Origin of the sequence: Hymenobacter perfusus (assembly GCF_003944765.1) — a bacterium.
In the GTDB taxonomy this organism is placed as follows: Bacteria; Bacteroidota; Bacteroidia; order Cytophagales; family Hymenobacteraceae; genus Hymenobacter; species Hymenobacter perfusus.
Genome location: NZ_RWIU01000007.1, coordinates 116,005 through 132,993 on the forward strand (window position 1 = coordinate 116,005; position 16,989 = coordinate 132,993).

Sequence of the window (16,989 nt, forward strand, 5' to 3'; positions counted from 1 at the left end):
TTGTGTTGGGCCTTTTCGGCTGGTTATGTTGGTAGAGCAGATGCTTGCGCCCTACGCGGGCACCACTACTACCTTCTTGGTTTCAAAGAACGGCTCCTGGAAGAAGTCCGGCAGGTCGATGACGGTGGCTTTCAGGCCGGATTCCTGGATTTCTTCGGTCAGGTCGCCTCCTTTGAGGTAGTAGAGGCCGCTGTTGGGAGCCGCTTCATGGCGGGGCTTGTAGCGGTGGGCAATCCAGGTGTGGAAGGTGGCCAGGCGGGCCACGGCGCGGCTCACCACGTAGTCGTACTTGGGGCGCAGCTGCTCAGCCCGGATCTGCTCGGCGGTGAGGTTGGTGAGGTGCAGCGAGTGGGCCATTTCCTGCACCGCCCGGATCTTTTTGCCGATGCTATCCACCAGGTGAAACTTCACTTCGGGGAACAGAATAGCCAGCGGCAGGCCCGGCAAACCACCACCCGTACCCACATCCAGCACCGAGCTACCGGGGGCAAATTCCACCACTTTGGCAATGCCCAGAGAGTGCAGGAAGTGTCGCTCCTCTAGGTTATCCACGTCGGAGCGGGCTACCAGGTTCAGACGCTCATTCCAGTCCCGGAACTCGGTGTCGAGCTGCTGGAACTGCTGGCGCTGGTGGTCGGTGAGGTGCGGGAAGTAGTGGTTGATCAGATTCATCGTGGCGTAAAGGTAAACACGTCTGTCATCCTTCGCGCCACTCAGGATGTCACAAAAAAAGCCCCGACTTACGGCGGGGCTTTTCACTAGATGATTTCCTTTTTGTTTTTCACCATGTCATAGAGCAGCTCCCGGGCGCGGTGCAGCTGGGCTTTCACGGTGCCGAGGGGGGCTTTCAGCTCCTGAGCAATTTCCTCGTAGCTCAGCTCATCGAAGTAGCGCAGCGTCACGAGGCGCTGGTACTTATCGGGCAGCCGGGATACCACGTGCTGCATGATTTCGATTTTCTGGTTCTTGATGGCCGTCTCCTGCGGGTTCAGGTTCTGGTCGCGGAAGTCGATGGTAATTTCGTCGCCATTGTCAATCTTGATGGCCGAATCAATAGACATCGTCTTGATTTTATTCTTGCGAATAAAGTCGATGCAGTTGTTGGTGGCAATGCGGAACAACCAGGTGCTGAAGGCAAACTCGGGGTTGAACTTGTGCAGATTACGGAACGCCTTGGCGAAGGCTTCGATGGTGAGGTCCTCGGCGTCGTCGGGGTTGCGCACCATCTTCAGCACCACGTGGTACACGGGCTTCTTGTAGATGTGCATGAGCTCGGCGTACGCCTTGCCATCGTTCTTTTCCACAGCGGCCCGAATCAGCTTGAAATCGTGCTTGGCTTTGGCGGAGAACTGTTTTTCCTGATTTACTTCCATCGGAGCGTACGGTAGAGGAACAGCGAGATTCCCAGAGCGAGATAATAAAAAAAATACACAGCGTCGAGAAAAGGCAGCCACATGACGGGCAACCGCTCCCCGAGCCGGCGGCCGAGCTGATAATACACGGCCAGAATAGCCCCGGTGCGCACGAGGCACGCCGTAGCCAAAGGTACCCAATCGGAATGGGAAAACAGCAGGCCAATTGCCGTACCGTAAAAAACCAGATTGGAGCCAATAAAGGTCCCGATGCGTACCCGGTCGGCGAGGCGGTACTGCCGGCCGGCCGACAAATGCCGCCGTTTCTGCCGCCACCACTGGCCCCAGGTCAGAGCCGGCTCGCTGAGGGTGTGCGCCCCAGGTTCGGCTACCACGGCCACGCGGGCCCCGTGCTGCACGGCGTCCTGCACTAGCAGGTCGTCGTCGCCACTGAGGCTGCGGATGTGGGAGGCAAACCCTTTCGTCTGGTAAAAGACCGGCCGGGTGTAGGCCAGGTTGCGGCCGACGCCCATGTAGGGCCGGCCGCGCCACGCAAAAGACAAATACTGTGCCCCCGTCAGCAAGGTTTCAAACCGGATTAATTTATTCAGAAAACCTGGTTCCTCCGCGTAGGCGGAGTATCCGAGGACCATATCGGCAGGCCGGCCGAAGCCCCGCTGCATGTACCTGAGCCACTGATTGGTGGCCGGAATGCAGTCGGCATCGGTGAAGAGCAGCCGCTCGTGCCGGGCCGATTTGATGCCCAGTGTCAGGGCGTATTTTTTGGGTGACAAACCGTCAGGCGTGCGCGCCACCGACACCAGCCGCACGTGCGGATAATACTGGGTGAGTTGCTGCACGTAGAGGTAGGTATCGTCGGTGGAACGGTCATCAATAAGCAGCAACTCAAAGCCGGCGGGGTAGTCCTGCTGCAGAATCAGCGGGAGCAGGCGGCGCAGGTTTTCCAGCTCGTTGTGGGCGCACACTACCACCGAGACGGGCTCGTCGTCGGGGCCGGTGGCAGGCTCCGGGGAGCGGCGGGCGAAGGGCAGAAAGTAGTAGGCCGCGTAGTAGAGCTGCACCAGCACGGCAGCCAGCAGCAGCCAGATAGCGGGAGAAAAGGAGAAAGACACAGCAGCACGGGGTTTCGGCCTGCAAAAGTAGGCATTCGGAGTACCTTTGTCTTTTAAGAGCTGCAAGCCGTAAGCTGCAAGCTGCAAGCTGATGTTCCGTCGGCAGCTTGCGGCTCGCAGCTTGCAGCTGGCGGCTTACAGCTTGCAGCTTTTTCCATGACCTTCGACCTCGTAGCCAACGACCCGCACTCCAAAGCCCGAGCCGGCGTAGTGCACACCGACCACGGTGCCATTGAAACGCCCATTTTTATGCCCGTGGGCACGGCCGGCACCGTGAAAGCCGTGCAGCAGCGCGACCTGAAAGACGATATCAACGCCCAGATTATTCTCGGCAACACGTATCACCTGTACCTGCGGCCCGGCCTAGAGGTTATCAGCAAGGCCGGCGGGCTGCACAAGTTCAACGGCTGGGACCGGCCCATCCTCACCGACTCGGGCGGGTACCAGGTGTACTCGCTGAGTGGCACCCGCAAAATCAAGGAGGAAGGCGTGAAGTTTCGCTCCCACATTGATGGCTCCCAGCACCTGTTCTCGCCCGAGGGCGTGATGGACATCCAGCGCACCATCGGGGCCGACATCATCATGGCCTTTGATGAGTGTACGCCCTGGCCCTGCGAGTACAGCTACGCCGCCCGCTCCCTCGACATGACGCACCGCTGGCTCAAGCGCTGCATCACGCGCTTCGACGGCACCGAGGGCCACTACGGCTATAGCCAGACGCTGTTCCCGATTGTGCAGGGTTCCACGTTCAAGGACCTGCGCGTGAAGTCGGCGGAGTTTATTGCCGAGCAGGGCCGGGAGGGTAACGCCATTGGGGGGCTGAGCGTGGGCGAGCCGGCCGACATGATGTATGAGATGACGGAAATCGTGTGCGACATCCTGCCCAAGGACAAGCCGCGCTACCTGATGGGCGTGGGCACGCCGGCCAACATCCTCGAAAACATTGCGCTGGGCGTGGATATGTTCGACTGTGTGATGCCCACCCGCAACGCCCGCAACGGCATGCTGTTCACTACCCAGGGCATCATGAACATTGCCAACAAGAAGTGGGCCGATGACTTCACGCCCATCGACGAGGAGCTGGGCGGCTATGTGAGCACCTTTTACTCGCGCAGCTACGTGCGTCATTTGTTCCACAGCAAGGAAATGCTGGGCCCGCAGATTGCCTCCATCCACAACCTCACCTTCTACCTGTGGCTGGTGAAGCAGGCCCGCCAGCAAATTCTGGCCGGCACCTTCCGCGAGTGGAAGGACCGCATGGTGAAGCAGCTGATGACAAGATTGTAGGGCAGAAATCGTTTGTCATGCTGAGCGGAGGCGCAGCCGTAGTCGAAGCATCTCTACCTCTGGCTAATTAATTACTATTACAACGAAGCAGTAGAGATGCTTCGACTACGGCTGCGCCTCCGCTCAGCATGACGTTCTGCTAACAGCTAAATATGAAGCTGCTCGATAAATACATTCTCAAGAAGTTTCTCACCGCGTTTTTCTTCTCGGTGGTGCTGCTCGTGTCGGTTATCTGCGTGATTGACTTCACGGAGAAGAACGACGACTTTCTGAAGCACAACCTGGGCGCGTGGCAGATTCTGTCGGAGTACTACGTGAACCTGTTTCCGTACTTCGCTAATCTGCTCTCCCCCATCACGGTATTCATTGCCGTGGTGTTCGTAACAGCCCAGCTGGCCGAGCGTACCGAAGTAGTAGCCATGCTGGCTTCAGGCATCAGCTTCAAGCGGTTTCTGCTGCCTTACATCATGGGCAGCGCCATTCTGGGGGCTCTCACGATGGCCATGACGGGCTGGCTGATTCCGATTGCCAACAAGACGCGGGTGCAGTTCGAGAAGGCCTACATCAAGAATCCGTACCGGTTCAGCGGCCGTAACGTGCACATCAAAATCGGGCCCCGCGACTACGCCTTCATGGAGAGCTACGACAACGTGAACAACGTGGGCTACAAGTTTGCGCTGGAAACCATCGACGGGCAGCTGCTCAAGCGTCGCCTCACGGCCGAGGCCATTACCTGGGATTCCACCAAGCAGGCCTGGCGCCTCACGCCCCAACTCATTCGCACCTTCAGCGGCGAGAAGGAAAGCCTCAAAACCGTGCCCGCCCGCGACACGGTGCTCAACCTCTACCCGAAGGACTTCGCCAGCACCTACCGCCTGGCCGAAACCCTCACGCTGCCGGAGCTGAACCGCTACATCAACCAGAAAATAGCCCGCGGCTCCGATGATACGCAGGTGTACCTCAGCGAGAAGTACGAGCGGTTTGCTTACCCCTACGCCATGTTCATCCTCACCGTCATCGGGGTGATTATGAGCGCCCGCAAGAGCCGCGCCGGCGTGGGCGGGCAGATTGCGCTGGGCTTCGTGCTGGCCTTCGTGTTCATCATCTTCGTGATTCTGAGCCGCAACCTGGCGGCCGTGGGCACCCTTTCGCCCTTACTGGCCGCCTGGGTGCCCAGCATCGTCTTCACCCTCATCGGGGGCATCCTCTACCGCGTGATACCGCAGTAACAGTGAACTGGTGAGATAGTGAAATAGTGAATTGGATGTTCTATTTGCGCCATTCAGCCAATCAAACGTCAAACTCACTATTTCACTACCTCACCAGTTCACAACCTCACCGCATGCTCAAAGACTACCTGCGTCTGCATTTTATTGTATTGCTCTGGGGCTTCACGGCCATTCTGGGCAAGCTGATATCGGTGCCGCCGGTGGAGCTGGTGTTCTGGCGCACGTTGCTGGCGGCCTCGGGGCTGGCGGTGCTGCTGGTGGCGCGGCGGCAGCCCTGGCGCGTAGCGGCCCCGGAGGCGCTGAAGATGCTGGGCATCGGGGTGCTGGTGGCGGCGCACTGGATTACGTTCTTCTTGGCCGCCCGCCTCTCTTCCGTCAGCGTGTGTCTGGCCGGGCTGGCCACGCTGGCGCTGTGGACGTCGTTGCTGGAGCCGCTGGTGCTGTGGCGGCGGGTGCGGCTCTACGAGGTGGGCCTGGGCCTGCTGACGATGGTGGGCCTGTACTTGGTGTCGCAGGCCGAGCTGGACCAGATGGCCGGGTTGCTGGTAGCTATTCTGTCGGCGGGGTTATCGGCGCTGTTCAGCGTGTTCAATTCCAAGCTGGTGAAGCGTCACACCCCGTTCCAGCTCACGCTGTACGAAATGACCGGTGCCTGTCTGAGCATTGTACTATTCATGCCCGTGTACAGTCGCTATTTCACCGAGGGCCGCGGCCTACAGCTGGGGTTGCAAGGCTACGACTGGCTGTGGCTGCTGCTGCTGGCGGGCGTGTGTACAGTGTACGCGTTTTCCACGTCGGTGGAGCTGATGAAGCGCATTTCGGCCTTCGTGGTAAACCTGACTATTAACCTGGAACCCGTGTACGGCATCCTGCTGGCCGTGCTGATGTACACACTGCACATCCCCGGCTTCGGCCAGGAAAAGCTCTCCACCGGCTTCTACTTGGGCACCGTAGTGATTCTGCTCAGCGTCCTCATCCACCCCGTCCTCGACCAGTGGATGAAACGCCGCCAGCGCCGCGCCGAAGCAGCCGACGTGCTTGTGGGCTAGCGGTGAACTGGTGAGATGGTGAACTGGTGAGTTTGACGTTCTGCTTGCGCCAACTGTGTGTATTGAACGTCAAATTCACCAGTTCACCAGTTCACCTTTACAGCCGGCCGGCCCACACCTGGTACTCCACTGGCAGCTCCAGCGACGGCGGCATTTCCAGGCCCGGAAACAGGCCATACACGGCCGAGCCGGAGCCCGAGAGGCTGGCGTAGGCGGCCCCGGCCTCGTACAGCTGCGCCTTGATTTCACCCAGCACCGGATAATGCGGCGTGAGGGCTTCTTCGAAGTCGTTGCTGATGGCGTCGCGCCAGGTTTCCAGCGGCTGGCGGAGGGCCGTGCGCAAATCGTGGCGCGGGGTGCGGGGCTGCACGCGGCTGTACGCTTCGGCGGTGCTGATGTGCAGGCTGGGATAGATAACCAGGCAGGCCGTACCGGTTAGGTCCAGCGCCACTGGCTCAAATACGTCACCTTTTTCGTAGGCAAAAACCGGCTTGTTTTGGATGAAAAACGCGCAGTCGGAGCCCAAGCGGCGGGCGTAGTTTTCCAGCGTATCGGAGGGTAGCTGCAGGGCAAACAGGTCGTTGAGGGCGCGCAGGGCAAACGCGGCGTCGCCGGAGCCTCCACCCAGCCCGGCCCCGATGGGCACCACTTTATGCAAATGCAGCTGCACGGGCGGCAGGTCGAAATCGGCCTTCAGCAGCTCGTACGCCCGCAGGCACAGGTTGGTGGCCGGCTCGCCGGGGATGGGAATTCCGGTGAGCGTCAGCGTGGTTTCGGAGTCGGCCGGGGCCGGCAGCACTTCCAGCGCATCCGTCCACGGCAGGGGCACAAACACCGATTCGAGGTTGCGGAACCCGTCGGGCCGCTGGCCGGTGATGTAGAGGCCCAGGTTGAGCTTGGCATTGGGAAAAACGAGCATACGAAGCGGTAAAATCCAGCGCAAGCTAAACCCCTGACCGTCGAAGTCAAACGTGCCCTGCATTTCCGCGTATTTTTGCCACTATGTCCACCGCCGCCACTTCCTGGTACGCCCGCCACGGCAAGCGCCTGCTCGATGTGGTGCTGGCCGTGCCTGCGCTGCTGCTGGCTCTGCCGGTGCTGGTGGGGCTGGCCCCGTTGCTGGCCTGGCAGAACGGCGGCTCCTGGCTGTTCCGGCAGCCGCGCCCGGGTTTGCATGGGCAGATATTTTCTTTTTTCAAGCTCCAGACCATGACCAGCCAGCGCGACGCTCAGGGCCAGCTGCTGCCTGATGCCGCGCGCCTGCCGTGCCTGGGCCGTTGGGTACGCGCCACCAGCCTCGATGAACTGCCCCAGCTCTGGAACGTACTGCGCGGCGACATCAGCCTGGTAGGGCCCCGGCCGCTGCTGGAGCAATACCTGCCGCTCTACTCACCCGCGCAGGCCCGCCGCCACGCCGTGCGGCCGGGTATTACCGGCTGGGCGCAGGTAAACGGCCGCAACGCCATCAGCTGGGAGCAGAAATTTGCTTACGACGTGTGGTACGTCGACAACCTGTCGTTTGGACTCGATATGCGAATTTTGCTGCGTACCGTAGGCCGCGTGCTGGGCGCGCGCGATATTGCCGCTCCGGGCCAGGCTACCATGTCGGCTTTTACGGGCACGCCTCCCTCCTCTTCTGCTCCATGAACCACCCTGAACCTGCTGCTTCAACTACTACTTTGGCTTCGTTGCCCTGTCTGGTTATTGTGGGCGCGGGTGGGCTGGGCCGGGAAGTGCTGATCCTGATTCGCCAGATCAACGAGGTAGCACCCCGGTGGAACGTGGCCGGCTTTTACGATGACCGCGCCCCGGCCGCCGCTACCGTGCACGGACTGCCCTATCTTGGTTCCGTGGCCGACCTGAATACCCAACCAGCGCCGCAGCAAGTGGTGGTAGCAGTGGGCAGCAGCCGCAGCCGGGCCGCCGTGGTGGCGCGTATCACGGCCCCTCAGCTCACGTTTGCCACGCTCATTCACCCCAGCGTAGTGTTGCAGCCTTATCAGCACGTTACCATCGGCGCGGGCAGCATCATCAGTCAGGGCTGTATTCTGACCTGCGATATTACCCTGGGGCAGCACGTTCTACTCAACCTTGGCTGCACCATTGGCCATGATGCCATACTGGAAGATTTCTGCTCCCTCATGCCGCATGCCAATGTTGGCGGCGAGGCTTACCTCGAAACCGGTGTGTATCTGGGCACGAATGCCACCGTTATCAACCAGGTGCGGGTAGGGGCGCAAACCGTAGTAGGAGCCGGGGCCGTAGCCGTGCGTGATTTGCCGGCTGACTGCACGGCGGTAGGTGTGCCGGCCAGGGCGCTGGCTCACTGAATCGGGAGCTCATAGCAATAGAAGCAGTTGATTTTCTGGAACAGCTGGGCCGAAAATCCTCCGGCAAACGGCAGTTTTCCCATCTTGTCCCCGTATTCGCTCTCAGTTCCCGCTTTTTCATGCGTAGTCAGGATTACGACCGGCTGTTTCTTTCCCCGCCCCACCTGGGCCGCCACGAGCTTAACTACGTGAGTAAGGCCATTGAAGACAACTGGGTGGCTCCCGTAGGCCCTAATCTGGATGGCTTTGAGCGCGACATCTGCGAGTTCACCGGGGCGCGGCATTGCGTGGCTCTCACCTCGGGTACGGCGGCCATTCATCTGGGACTGCGGCTGTTGGGCGTTGGTCCCGGCGACGAAGTGCTATGCCCTTCATTTACCTTTGTGGCCACTGCCAACCCTATTCTGTACCAGGGAGCCACACCGGTTTTCATTGACAGCGAGGCCGAAACCTGGAATATTTGCCCGGAACGGCTCCGCGAAGCTCTGGAGGCAGGCAAACATCAGAACCGCTTACCTAAGGCCCTCATTATTGTGCACCTGTATGGCATGCCCTGCCGGCTACGCGAAATTCTGGCGCTGGCAGCTGAATTTGGCGTGCCCGTACTGGAAGATGCCGCCGAGGCGCTGGGCAGCCGTTACGAGGGCCAGCCGCTGGGCACCTTCGGGACGATAGGTGTTTTCTCCTTCAACGGCAATAAAATCCTGACCACCAGCGGCGGTGGGGCCTTGGTAACCAACTCGGCCGAATGGGCCCGGCAGGCCCGGTTCTGGGCTACCCAGGCCAAAGACGACGCCCCATATTATCAGCACTCGGAGCTGGGCTATAACTACCGCCTCAGCAACGTACTGGCCGGCATCGGCCGGGGTCAGATGGAACTGCTGGAAGACCGGGTGAAGAAGCGTCGCGAAATCTACGCGTGGTACCGGCAGCATCTGGCTGCTATTCCTGGTCTATCCTTTGGTCCCCTTGAGCCAGTCGGCAGCCACTCGAACCGCTGGCTTACCTGCCTGCTGCTCAACCCCGCCGAAACCACCGTCACGCCGGATCAGCTGCGCCTGCACCTAGAAACCCGCAACATCGAAAGCCGCCCGCTCTGGAAGCCTCTTCACTTACAGCCGCTATTCGCCGATGTGACTTCTTATGGCGGCGAGGTATGTACTGAGTTATTTACTCGTGGCCTCTGTCTGCCTTCCGGTTCTGCCATGACGGACGCTGATTTGCAGCGGGTTGCCGGAGCCGTACGCGAACTGCTGGTTGCTGAATAATCGTCGTTTCTGTGCTGTTTTAGTATATAAAGTTCCCCGGCTGGTATTCAACGTACAAAATTCTTGCGTGGTAGTATATCCTAAAAACAGGCTCAGCGTTGCTTTCAACCTGCTTTTCAGAGAAGCCGGAACGATGGCATAGTCCTTTATACTTTTTCAGCAAGCTTACGCACATTTTCAGATTGGGGTAGACAAACTACCCCAACGCCTGCGCCAGGTCGGCTAGCAGTTCCTCCACCGGCTCAATTCCTACCGAGAGCCGCACCAGCCCTACCGTAATGCCCAACTCAGCCTGTTGCCCGGGCGTGAGGTAGCGGTGCGACGTACCCAGCGGATACGAAAGGGAAGAATCGACGCCGGCCAAAGAGGGCGCGAACGGGAACCGCTGGCTCCGCTGCATGAAACGATTCACCACCGCCGCATCATCGGCCAGCAGAATCGACATCATCCCACCGAACAGGCCGCCGCCCTGCTCCTGCGCCAACGCGTGCTGCGGATGCTCAGGCAGACCGGGGTAGTACACGGCCCGCACAGCGGGGTGCTGTTGAAGGAATTCGGCAATGGCCAGCGCGTTGCGGCTATGGGCGGGCATACGCAGGTGCAGCGTTTTGAGGCCCCGTACAGCCAACCAGCTTTCCATTGGGCTCAGCGTGAGGCCGTACAGCACCCCCACTTGCTTTAACCGGGCGGCTACGGCTGCATCGGCGGCCACGGTCACGCCGGCCGTTACATCGGAGTGGCCGGAAATGTATTTCGTCACGCTGTGCAACACCACATCGGCCCCCAACGCCAGCGGCCGGGTGATAACGGGCGAGGCAAACGTGTTATCCACCACCAGCTTCAGGCCCAAGCCGTGGCAGCCGTCGGCCAGACGGCGCAGGTCGGCCACCCGCAACAGCGGGTTGCTCATAGTTTCGCAGAGCAGCAACCGGGTAGTAGGCTGCACGAAGCGGTCCAGCGCATACAGCTCTTCAAACGGCACGTACGTCACCGTAATGCCCATCCGGCTCAGCTCCTGGTTCAGCAACGACGATGAGCCGCCGTAGATATCGGCCGCGCACAGCACATGGTCGCCGGCCTGGCAAAACGCCAGCAGGGCCGCGAAGATGGCCGCCATGCCCGAACCCGTGGCTACTGCGCTGGCCCCACCTTCCAGCCGATTCACCGCCTCGGCCAGTTCATCGGAGTTGGGGTTACCGTTGCGCGAGTACAGGTAGCGGCTGCCCGGCTCCCCGAAGTATAGCTCCAGCTCGTTCAGATCTTCAAACTTGAAAACGGACGACTGGTAAATCGGGGTGATTTTGGGGTGGATATGCATGAAATACGTTTCGCGCTGATTAATCGTGGTTGCTCTGATTTTTCACAGATTTCACTTCTGCTGGGTCAGCAAGCATTTCCCAAATGTACGGACCACCAAGAGCTGAACTTTGCTGAAAGTCCTTTTTACTTCATTTTCCGAACCTCCTTGCCCAGATCGGCGGCGGCGGGACGGCCCGCAGGCAACTTCTGCAAAGCCGCCAGATACTGCTGGGCTTCGGCCTTGCGCTCCAGCTTGACGGCTAGCCGGGTTAAATTAGCCAATGTCTGCCAGTCGTTAGAGCGACGGGTATTGGCTTGCTGAAAAAACGAGTAGCCCTTTTCTTCCTGCCCCGTCATCGTATGATACATACCCATGTTGAAAGGTCCTAGAGCACTGGCTGGGTAGTACTCATTCACCAGTTCAGCCAGTTGCCGGGCTACTTCCGCGTCTTCGGGCGTATCGGCCTGCCAGTAGGGTAACATGTACTCCTCCAGATTTTCGGGCACAAATACCGCCTCTGGCTCCGGCAGCGGCTTACCCTCCTGCCAGCGCCAGGATTTGCCGCTGATTTTTCGATCCTTCAAAGCCGCCGTGAGCACCGCTATTTCCAGGCCGGGTTCGTGGGTCATTTCGTACGTCTTGGCCAGCCCGAAGCGCATATCCAGCCGGTCGGGGGCCAGCCGGATTCCTTCGCGCAACGTGGTTCGGGCGGCTTCCAGCAGGCGGGGCTCGTAGCCTTCGGTGAGGGAGCCGGCAGGCTTGCCGCCTTGCTCTATTTTCAGCCCCCGGTCATCCGCCGCTGGCGCATTGCTGACCATCACCCGGTACGCCTGCCGCAACTGATAATTGAACTTCGCCACGTGCCAGTCGGGGTTCCGGGGCTCCTTCTGCTGCCAGGCCACCAGCACTTTGCGCACTTTGGCCGTATCGCGGGCCTGCATGGCGCGGCGGTACTCAATGGGAAAGGTTTGGGCCGGGGCGGTAAGCGTAGTGCCCAGGCAAAGCAGAGAAACAAATAGAAAGCGCATAGCTGAACTGCGAGATACAACCGGATACGAAGGCCTTGCAAGATAATTACTCCAACGCAGCCGGGGGCAGGTAGCCATAAAAAAACCTGTGCCTTCCTCCCGGGTGGGAGCAAGGCACAGGTTTTTTTATGGCTACCTCTTTGCCTTACGCCGAAGCGCCTTCGGCCAGCACGATTACGTTGTTGCGCAACACTTCTACCACGCCACCTTCAATGTGGAAGGAAGTAGCACCACCGTTGAGCACCACATCGCCGGCTTTCAGAGCCGAAATCAGCGGGGCGTGGTTGTTCAAAACTTCAAACAGGCCATCAACCCCCGGAAACCGGGCCGACGTAACCTCGCCTTCAAACACCTTACGGTCGGGCGTGATGATTTCCAGATGCATCTTTTCTAATGTGAGCAATGTGAAAATGTGCTGAATGTGCTGATGAGGATGCGCCGCCGGAGCGTGTTCACATTTCCCACATCAGCACATTCCTCACATTAGAAGAAATTACTTGGCTTCAGCCATCAGTTTGGCACCCTTGGCTACGGCGTCATCAATGTTGCCGACCAGGTTGAAGGCCGCCTCGGGGAGGTGGTCATACTGGCCGTCGATGATACCGTTGAAACCGATGATGGTTTCCTTGATGTCAACCAGTACGCCTTTCAGGCCGGTGAACTGCTCGGCTACGTGGAAGGGCTGCGACAGGAAGCGCTGCACCCGACGGGCGCGCGTTACGGTCAGCTTATCTTCCTCCGAGAGTTCGTCCATACCCAGGATGGCGATGATGTCCTGCAATTCCTTGTAGCGCTGCAGAATCTCTTTCACGCGCTGGGCGGTGTTGTAGTGTTCCTCGCCCAGTACTTCTACCGACAGAATGCGGGAAGTGGAGTCCAGCGGATCCACGGCGGGGTAGATACCCAGCTCGGAGATTTTGCGGCTCAGTACGGTGGTAGCATCCAAGTGGGCAAACGTCGTCGACGGAGCCGGGTCAGTCAAGTCATCAGCAGGCACATATACGGCCTGTACCGACGTGATGGAACCGCGCTTGGTGGAGGTAATCCGCTCCTGCATGGCACCCATTTCGGTAGCCAGCGTGGGCTGATAGCCTACGGCCGAAGGCATCCGGCCCAGCAGAGCCGATACTTCCGAACCCGCCTGCGTGAAGCGGAAAATGTTGTCGATGAAGAACAGGATGTCGCGGCCGGCACCGGTGCCGTCACCATCACGGAAGTTCTCGGCTACCGTGAGGCCCGAGAGGGCAACGCGGGCCCGGGCTCCAGGAGGCTCGTTCATCTGACCGAACACGAGGGTTGCCTGCGACTTGAGCAGCTCGTTCTGGTCAACCTTGGTCAGGTCCCAGCCGCCGGCTTCCATCGAATGCTTGAACTCGTCGCCGTACTTGATGATGTCCGACTCGATGAATTCGCGCAGCAGGTCATTGCCTTCGCGGGTGCGCTCACCCACGCCGGCAAACACCGACAGACCCGCGTAGGCCTTGGCGATGTTATTTACCAGCTCCATGATGAGTACGGTTTTGCCTACGCCGGCACCACCGAACAAACCAATTTTGCCACCCTTTACATAAGGAGCGAGCAGGTCAATTACTTTGATACCCGTGTAGAGAATCTCCGACGAGGTAGCGAGGTCTTCGAAAGGCGGGGCCTGGCGGTGAATCGGCAGGGCGCCGTCGCTTTTTGGCTGCGGAATGCCGTCAATGGCCTGGCCGATAACGTTAAACAGGCGGCCTTTGATGCCTTCGCCCGTGGGCATCGACATTGGCGCGCCTAGGTCACGCACAGCCGCGCCGCGGGTCAGGCCCTCGGTCGAGTCCATGGCGATAGTGCGCACCCGGTCTTCACCTAAGTGTTGCTGGACTTCCAGCACGACCACCTGGCCGTTGTCTTTCGTGACTTCGAGAGCGTCGAGAATATTGGGAAGCTTGGAGCCTTCACCCGCGAAGCTCACGTCCACGACGGGACCAATAACCTGGGTGATTTTGCCGGTATTCGCCATTGCGTTGTATGGTTGGATGGGGTGCATCGTTTCAGGGCGCAAAACTACGGCTTAATCCCGGCATTGCCAAAGCAGGAGGCTACGCACATTTTTCAACTTTTTTTTCGGGAGCTGAGCTTCTGAAAATCAGCTTCAAAAGCTCGTTTCAGCCCCCATGAGGGGTCAGAGCCACAAAAAATATTTGCCCGGAAATTTGCCTCGGATAAAACTCGCCGTACATTTGCACAACCAAACGGCACGCTTACACCGGCAGCCGCTTGAAATTGTCCGATGGTGTAACTGGCAACACGCTTGATTTTGATTCAAGAAAGTCCAGGTTCGAGCCCTGGTCGGACAACCGACTACCACAACGCGAAAGGCGCTGATTCTTCCTCATCCGGAAGAGTCGGCGCCTTTCGCTTTTTTAGTCGCAGATTTTACAGATTGAAAAGGGATTTCGCAGATGGAACGATAGGTTCTTCCATCTGCGAAATCCCTTTTTTTAATCTATAAAATCTGTGATTCACTCTTCCCCCTTTCCCCCTTTTCATGTCACAGCAGGTTAAAATTTTCGCGGGCAATGCCTCCCACGAGTTGGGTGCCCAGATTGCCGCTGCCTACGGCATTCCGCTCGGCGACCTGAGCATTCAGCGTTTCGCCGATACGGAGCTCGGGCCCAGCTTCAACGAAAGCGTGCGCGGATGCGCCGTTTTTCTGATCCAGAGCACCAACCCGCCGGCCGAAAACCTGATGGAGCTGGCCCTGATGGTGGACGCCGCCAAACGGGCTTCGGCCTATAAGGTGAACATTGTGATGCCCTACATGGGCTATGCCCGCCAGGACCGCAAAGACAAGCCGCGCGTGAGCATCGGGGCGAAAGTGGTGGCCAACATGATTCAGAGCGTGGGTGCCGACCGCCTGATGACCTGCGACCTGCATGCCGGCCAGATTCAGGGCTTCTACGACATTCCGGTGGATCATCTCGACGGAGCCACCGTGACGGCCCCCTATATCAAGAGTCTGAACCTCGACAACCTCATCTTCGCCTCGCCCGACGTGGGCGGTGTGGTACGCACCCGGGCCTTCGCCAAGAAGTTTGGGGCCGAAATTGTGGTGTGTGACAAAATGCGGCTGCGGGCCAACGAAATTGCCTCTATGCAGGTAATCGGCGACGTGACGGGCATGAACGTGGTCCTGGTGGATGACATCGTGGACACGGCTGGCACCATCTGCAAGGCCGCCGAGCTGCTGATGGAGCGCGGAGCCAAATCGGTGCGCGCCGTGATTACCCACGGCGTCCTGAGCGGCCCGGCCCACGAGCGGATTCGCAACTCGGCCCTGGAGGAGCTGGTGATTACCGATACGCTGCCACTGAAGGAGCAAAACCCCAAAATCCGGGTTATCTCGCTGGCTCCGCTGTTCGCGCAGGCCATTCACAACGTAGTCTCGCACGAGTCGATCAGCTCGTTGTTTGTGTAACGCTGCTTTATTGTCATCCTGAGCGGAGCGAAGGACCTTATCCCGTCAAAACGAGTCGTTGACGCGATATTCGTTCTAGCGGGATAAGGTCTTTCGCTCCGCTCAGGCTGACAGATGACTTAGCCTGTCAGCTTTCAAATCCCAAACAATCCGCCTATCTTTGCGGCCCGTTTGCCTGCTTTGGGCACGCGTTTTTTCCTCAAAAGCACCCGTTTATGAAAAGCCTCGAGATTGTAGGGTTTAAAAGAGCGAATCTCGGTAAGAAGGACGCCAAGGCGCTCCGCCTCGACTCGTACGTACCATGCGTACTGTACGGCGGCGAAGACCAGGTTCACTTCTCCGTTCCAGCCATCCTGTTCCGCGAACTGCTGTACACCCCCGAGGTGCACGTAGTTGAGCTGAACATCGAAGGTGACATTCGTCGCGCCATTGTGCAGGATTCTCAGTTCCACCCCGTGAACGAAATGCTGCTGCACGTTGACTTCCTGGAGCTGCAGGATGGCAAAGAAGTGAAGATGGACGTTCCCGTGAAATACGTAGGTGTTTCGCCGGGCGTACTGGCCGGTGGTAAACTGGTGAGCAAGCTGCGCAAAATCAAAGTGCGTGCTACCCCCGAAAACCTGCCCGAATCGGTTGAAGTGGACATTTCAGAGCTGGGCCTCGGCAAGTCGATCAAGGTGAGCAAAGTTGTGCCAAACAACTACACCATCCTGACCAGCGAGCAGGCTCCCATTGCTACCGTGGCCATCCCACGTGCGCTGAAAGGCCAGATGTCGGCCGACAAATAAATCACGGATTCAGACGGATTTCTCGGATTACACGGATTTCGTGCCGGGTAATACCGTCTACCGAAAAGCCGTCCTGCTCGCAGGGCGGCTTTTTTTGTTTGCGTTGAGTGCCGGGCCAGCAGGCTCTTGCTGTTCCGGCCGCGCAACCTTGCATCCGTGAAATCCGAACAATCCGTCTAACTCCGTGATATGAAGTTTCTTGTGCTGTGCCTGGGCAACATCGGGCCGGAATACGCCGATACGCGCCACAATGTGGGCTTTATGGTGGGCGACTACTTAGCCCGCAAGCACGACGCCGCGCCCTGGCAGCTGGGCCGCCACGCCTTCACCACCGAAATCAAGCACAAGGGCCACACCTACGTGCTGGTGAAGCCGACCACCTATATGAACCTGAGCGGCAAGGCGGCGGCCCACTGGCTAAGCACGCTCAAGCTCACCAAGGAGAATATGCTAGTCGTGACCGACGACCTGGCCCTGCCCTTCGGCAAGCTGCGGCTGAAAGCCAAAGGCTCGGCCGGCGGCCAGAACGGCCTCAAGCACATCCAGGAAACCCTGGGCTCCGACGAGTACGCCCGCCTGCGCTTCGGCATCGACTCCAGCTTCTCCAAGGGCCGGCAGGTGGATTACGTACTCAGCCCTTTCTCAGCGGATGAGCACATCGACCTGGAAGGCCGCCTGGAGAAAGCCGCTGAGGCTGTATTGGCATTTGGCGCGCTGGGCGTAGAGCGGGCCATGAATGTAGTAAACGTGAAGTAGTCTTGGAGAATT

17 protein-coding genes and 1 tRNA gene are annotated in these 16,989 nt (G+C 59.1%); 10 read left to right on the forward strand and 8 right to left on the reverse strand.

The annotated features are described in order from the left end of the window. Positions 1 to 51: 51 nt before the first annotated feature. The 3 genes from rsmG to EI293_RS18270 form a co-directional block, all read right to left on the reverse strand. On the reverse strand, positions 52 to 672 hold the full coding sequence (gene rsmG, locus EI293_RS18260) for a 16S rRNA (guanine(527)-N(7))-methyltransferase RsmG (protein WP_125439991.1): 621 nt from the start codon (positions 670 to 672) through the stop codon (positions 52 to 54). An 86-nt stretch (positions 673 to 758) separates the two neighbouring features. Next, positions 759 to 1,373, reverse strand: a complete 615-nt coding sequence (locus EI293_RS18265) for an RNA polymerase sigma factor (protein WP_125439992.1) — start codon at positions 1,371 to 1,373, stop codon at positions 759 to 761. Continuing rightward, positions 1,364 to 2,485 (reverse strand): glycosyltransferase, encoded by a 1,122-nt coding sequence (locus EI293_RS18270; RefSeq protein ID WP_170170437.1) that lies wholly within the window; start codon positions 2,483 to 2,485, stop codon positions 1,364 to 1,366. The genes EI293_RS18265 and EI293_RS18270 overlap by 10 nt, the downstream gene beginning before the upstream one ends. A gap of 156 nt (positions 2,486 to 2,641) precedes the next feature. On the opposite strand from EI293_RS18270, the gene tgt reads away from it, so the two are divergent. The 3 genes from tgt to EI293_RS18285 all read left to right on the forward strand — a co-directional run bounded on the left by tgt (position 2,642) and on the right by EI293_RS18285 (position 6,050). Then, positions 2,642 to 3,772, forward strand: a complete 1,131-nt coding sequence (tgt, locus tag EI293_RS18275) for a tRNA guanosine(34) transglycosylase Tgt (protein WP_125439994.1) — start codon at positions 2,642 to 2,644, stop codon at positions 3,770 to 3,772. 152 nt (positions 3,773 to 3,924) lie between these two features. After that, positions 3,925 to 5,001 (forward strand): LptF/LptG family permease, encoded by a 1,077-nt coding sequence (locus EI293_RS18280; RefSeq protein WP_125439995.1) that lies wholly within the window; start codon positions 3,925 to 3,927, stop codon positions 4,999 to 5,001. Between the two features lie 113 nt (positions 5,002 to 5,114). Continuing rightward, the gene (locus tag EI293_RS18285; protein WP_125439996.1) at positions 5,115 to 6,050 is read left to right on the forward strand and encodes a DMT family transporter; all 936 of its coding nucleotides are present in this window, start codon (positions 5,115 to 5,117) and stop codon (positions 6,048 to 6,050) included. A 97-nt stretch (positions 6,051 to 6,147) separates the two neighbouring features. Here EI293_RS18285 and ispE read toward each other — a convergent pair whose 3' ends face one another. Further along, a complete protein-coding gene (ispE, locus tag EI293_RS18290; protein ID WP_125439997.1) occupies positions 6,148 to 6,969 on the reverse strand; it encodes a 4-(cytidine 5'-diphospho)-2-C-methyl-D-erythritol kinase in 822 nt (273 codons plus the stop codon). Between the two features lie 83 nt (positions 6,970 to 7,052). Between ispE and EI293_RS18295 the strand changes: the two genes are divergently transcribed. The 3 genes from EI293_RS18295 to EI293_RS18305 all read left to right on the forward strand — a co-directional run bounded on the left by EI293_RS18295 (position 7,053) and on the right by EI293_RS18305 (position 9,648). Then, positions 7,053 to 7,697 (forward strand): sugar transferase, encoded by a 645-nt coding sequence (locus EI293_RS18295; RefSeq protein ID WP_125439998.1) that lies wholly within the window; start codon positions 7,053 to 7,055, stop codon positions 7,695 to 7,697. Beyond that, positions 7,694 to 8,380, forward strand: coding sequence for an acetyltransferase (locus tag EI293_RS18300; RefSeq protein ID WP_125439999.1), 687 nt, complete (start codon positions 7,694 to 7,696; stop codon positions 8,378 to 8,380). The genes EI293_RS18295 and EI293_RS18300 overlap by 4 nt, the downstream gene beginning before the upstream one ends. A 119-nt stretch (positions 8,381 to 8,499) precedes the next feature. Continuing rightward, positions 8,500 to 9,648 carry a DegT/DnrJ/EryC1/StrS family aminotransferase gene (locus EI293_RS18305; RefSeq protein ID WP_125440000.1) on the forward strand — a complete coding sequence of 383 codons (1,149 nt, stop codon included), beginning with the start codon at positions 8,500 to 8,502 and terminating at the stop codon, positions 9,646 to 9,648. A 196-nt stretch (positions 9,649 to 9,844) separates the two neighbouring features. Here EI293_RS18305 and EI293_RS18310 read toward each other — a convergent pair whose 3' ends face one another. The 4 genes from EI293_RS18310 to atpD all read right to left on the reverse strand — a co-directional run bounded on the left by EI293_RS18310 (position 9,845) and on the right by atpD (position 13,975). Then, a complete protein-coding gene (locus EI293_RS18310) occupies positions 9,845 to 10,966 on the reverse strand; it encodes a trans-sulfuration enzyme family protein (protein ID WP_125440001.1) in 1,122 nt (373 codons plus the stop codon). Positions 10,967 to 11,091: 125 nt separating this feature from the next. After that, positions 11,092 to 11,976 carry a tetratricopeptide repeat protein gene (locus EI293_RS18315; RefSeq protein ID WP_125440002.1) on the reverse strand — a complete coding sequence of 295 codons (885 nt, stop codon included), beginning with the start codon at positions 11,974 to 11,976 and terminating at the stop codon, positions 11,092 to 11,094. Between the two features lie 145 nt (positions 11,977 to 12,121). Further along, positions 12,122 to 12,361 (reverse strand): ATP synthase F1 subunit epsilon, encoded by a 240-nt coding sequence (gene atpC / locus EI293_RS18320; RefSeq protein WP_125440102.1) that lies wholly within the window; start codon positions 12,359 to 12,361, stop codon positions 12,122 to 12,124. Positions 12,362 to 12,469: 108 nt separating this feature from the next. Then, on the reverse strand, positions 12,470 to 13,975 hold the full coding sequence (atpD, locus tag EI293_RS18325) for a F0F1 ATP synthase subunit beta (protein WP_125440103.1): 1,506 nt from the start codon (positions 13,973 to 13,975) through the stop codon (positions 12,470 to 12,472). 264 nt (positions 13,976 to 14,239) lie between these two features. On the opposite strand from atpD, the gene EI293_RS18330 reads away from it, so the two are divergent. The 4 genes from EI293_RS18330 to pth all read left to right on the forward strand — a co-directional run bounded on the left by EI293_RS18330 (position 14,240) and on the right by pth (position 16,977). Further along, positions 14,240 to 14,312: transfer RNA gene (locus tag EI293_RS18330), tRNA-Gln, on the forward strand. Between the two features lie 191 nt (positions 14,313 to 14,503). After that, entirely contained in the window at positions 14,504 to 15,433 is a 930-nt protein-coding gene (locus EI293_RS18335) for a ribose-phosphate pyrophosphokinase (protein WP_125440003.1), read from the forward strand. Positions 15,434 to 15,648: 215 nt separating this feature from the next. Further along, a complete protein-coding gene (locus EI293_RS18340) occupies positions 15,649 to 16,221 on the forward strand; it encodes a 50S ribosomal protein L25/general stress protein Ctc (RefSeq protein WP_125440004.1) in 573 nt (190 codons plus the stop codon). Positions 16,222 to 16,410: 189 nt separating this feature from the next. After that, complete coding sequence (pth, locus tag EI293_RS18345) at positions 16,411 to 16,977, forward strand: aminoacyl-tRNA hydrolase (RefSeq protein ID WP_125440005.1); 567 nt, start codon at positions 16,411 to 16,413, stop codon at positions 16,975 to 16,977. Positions 16,978 to 16,989 lie beyond the last annotated feature (12 nt).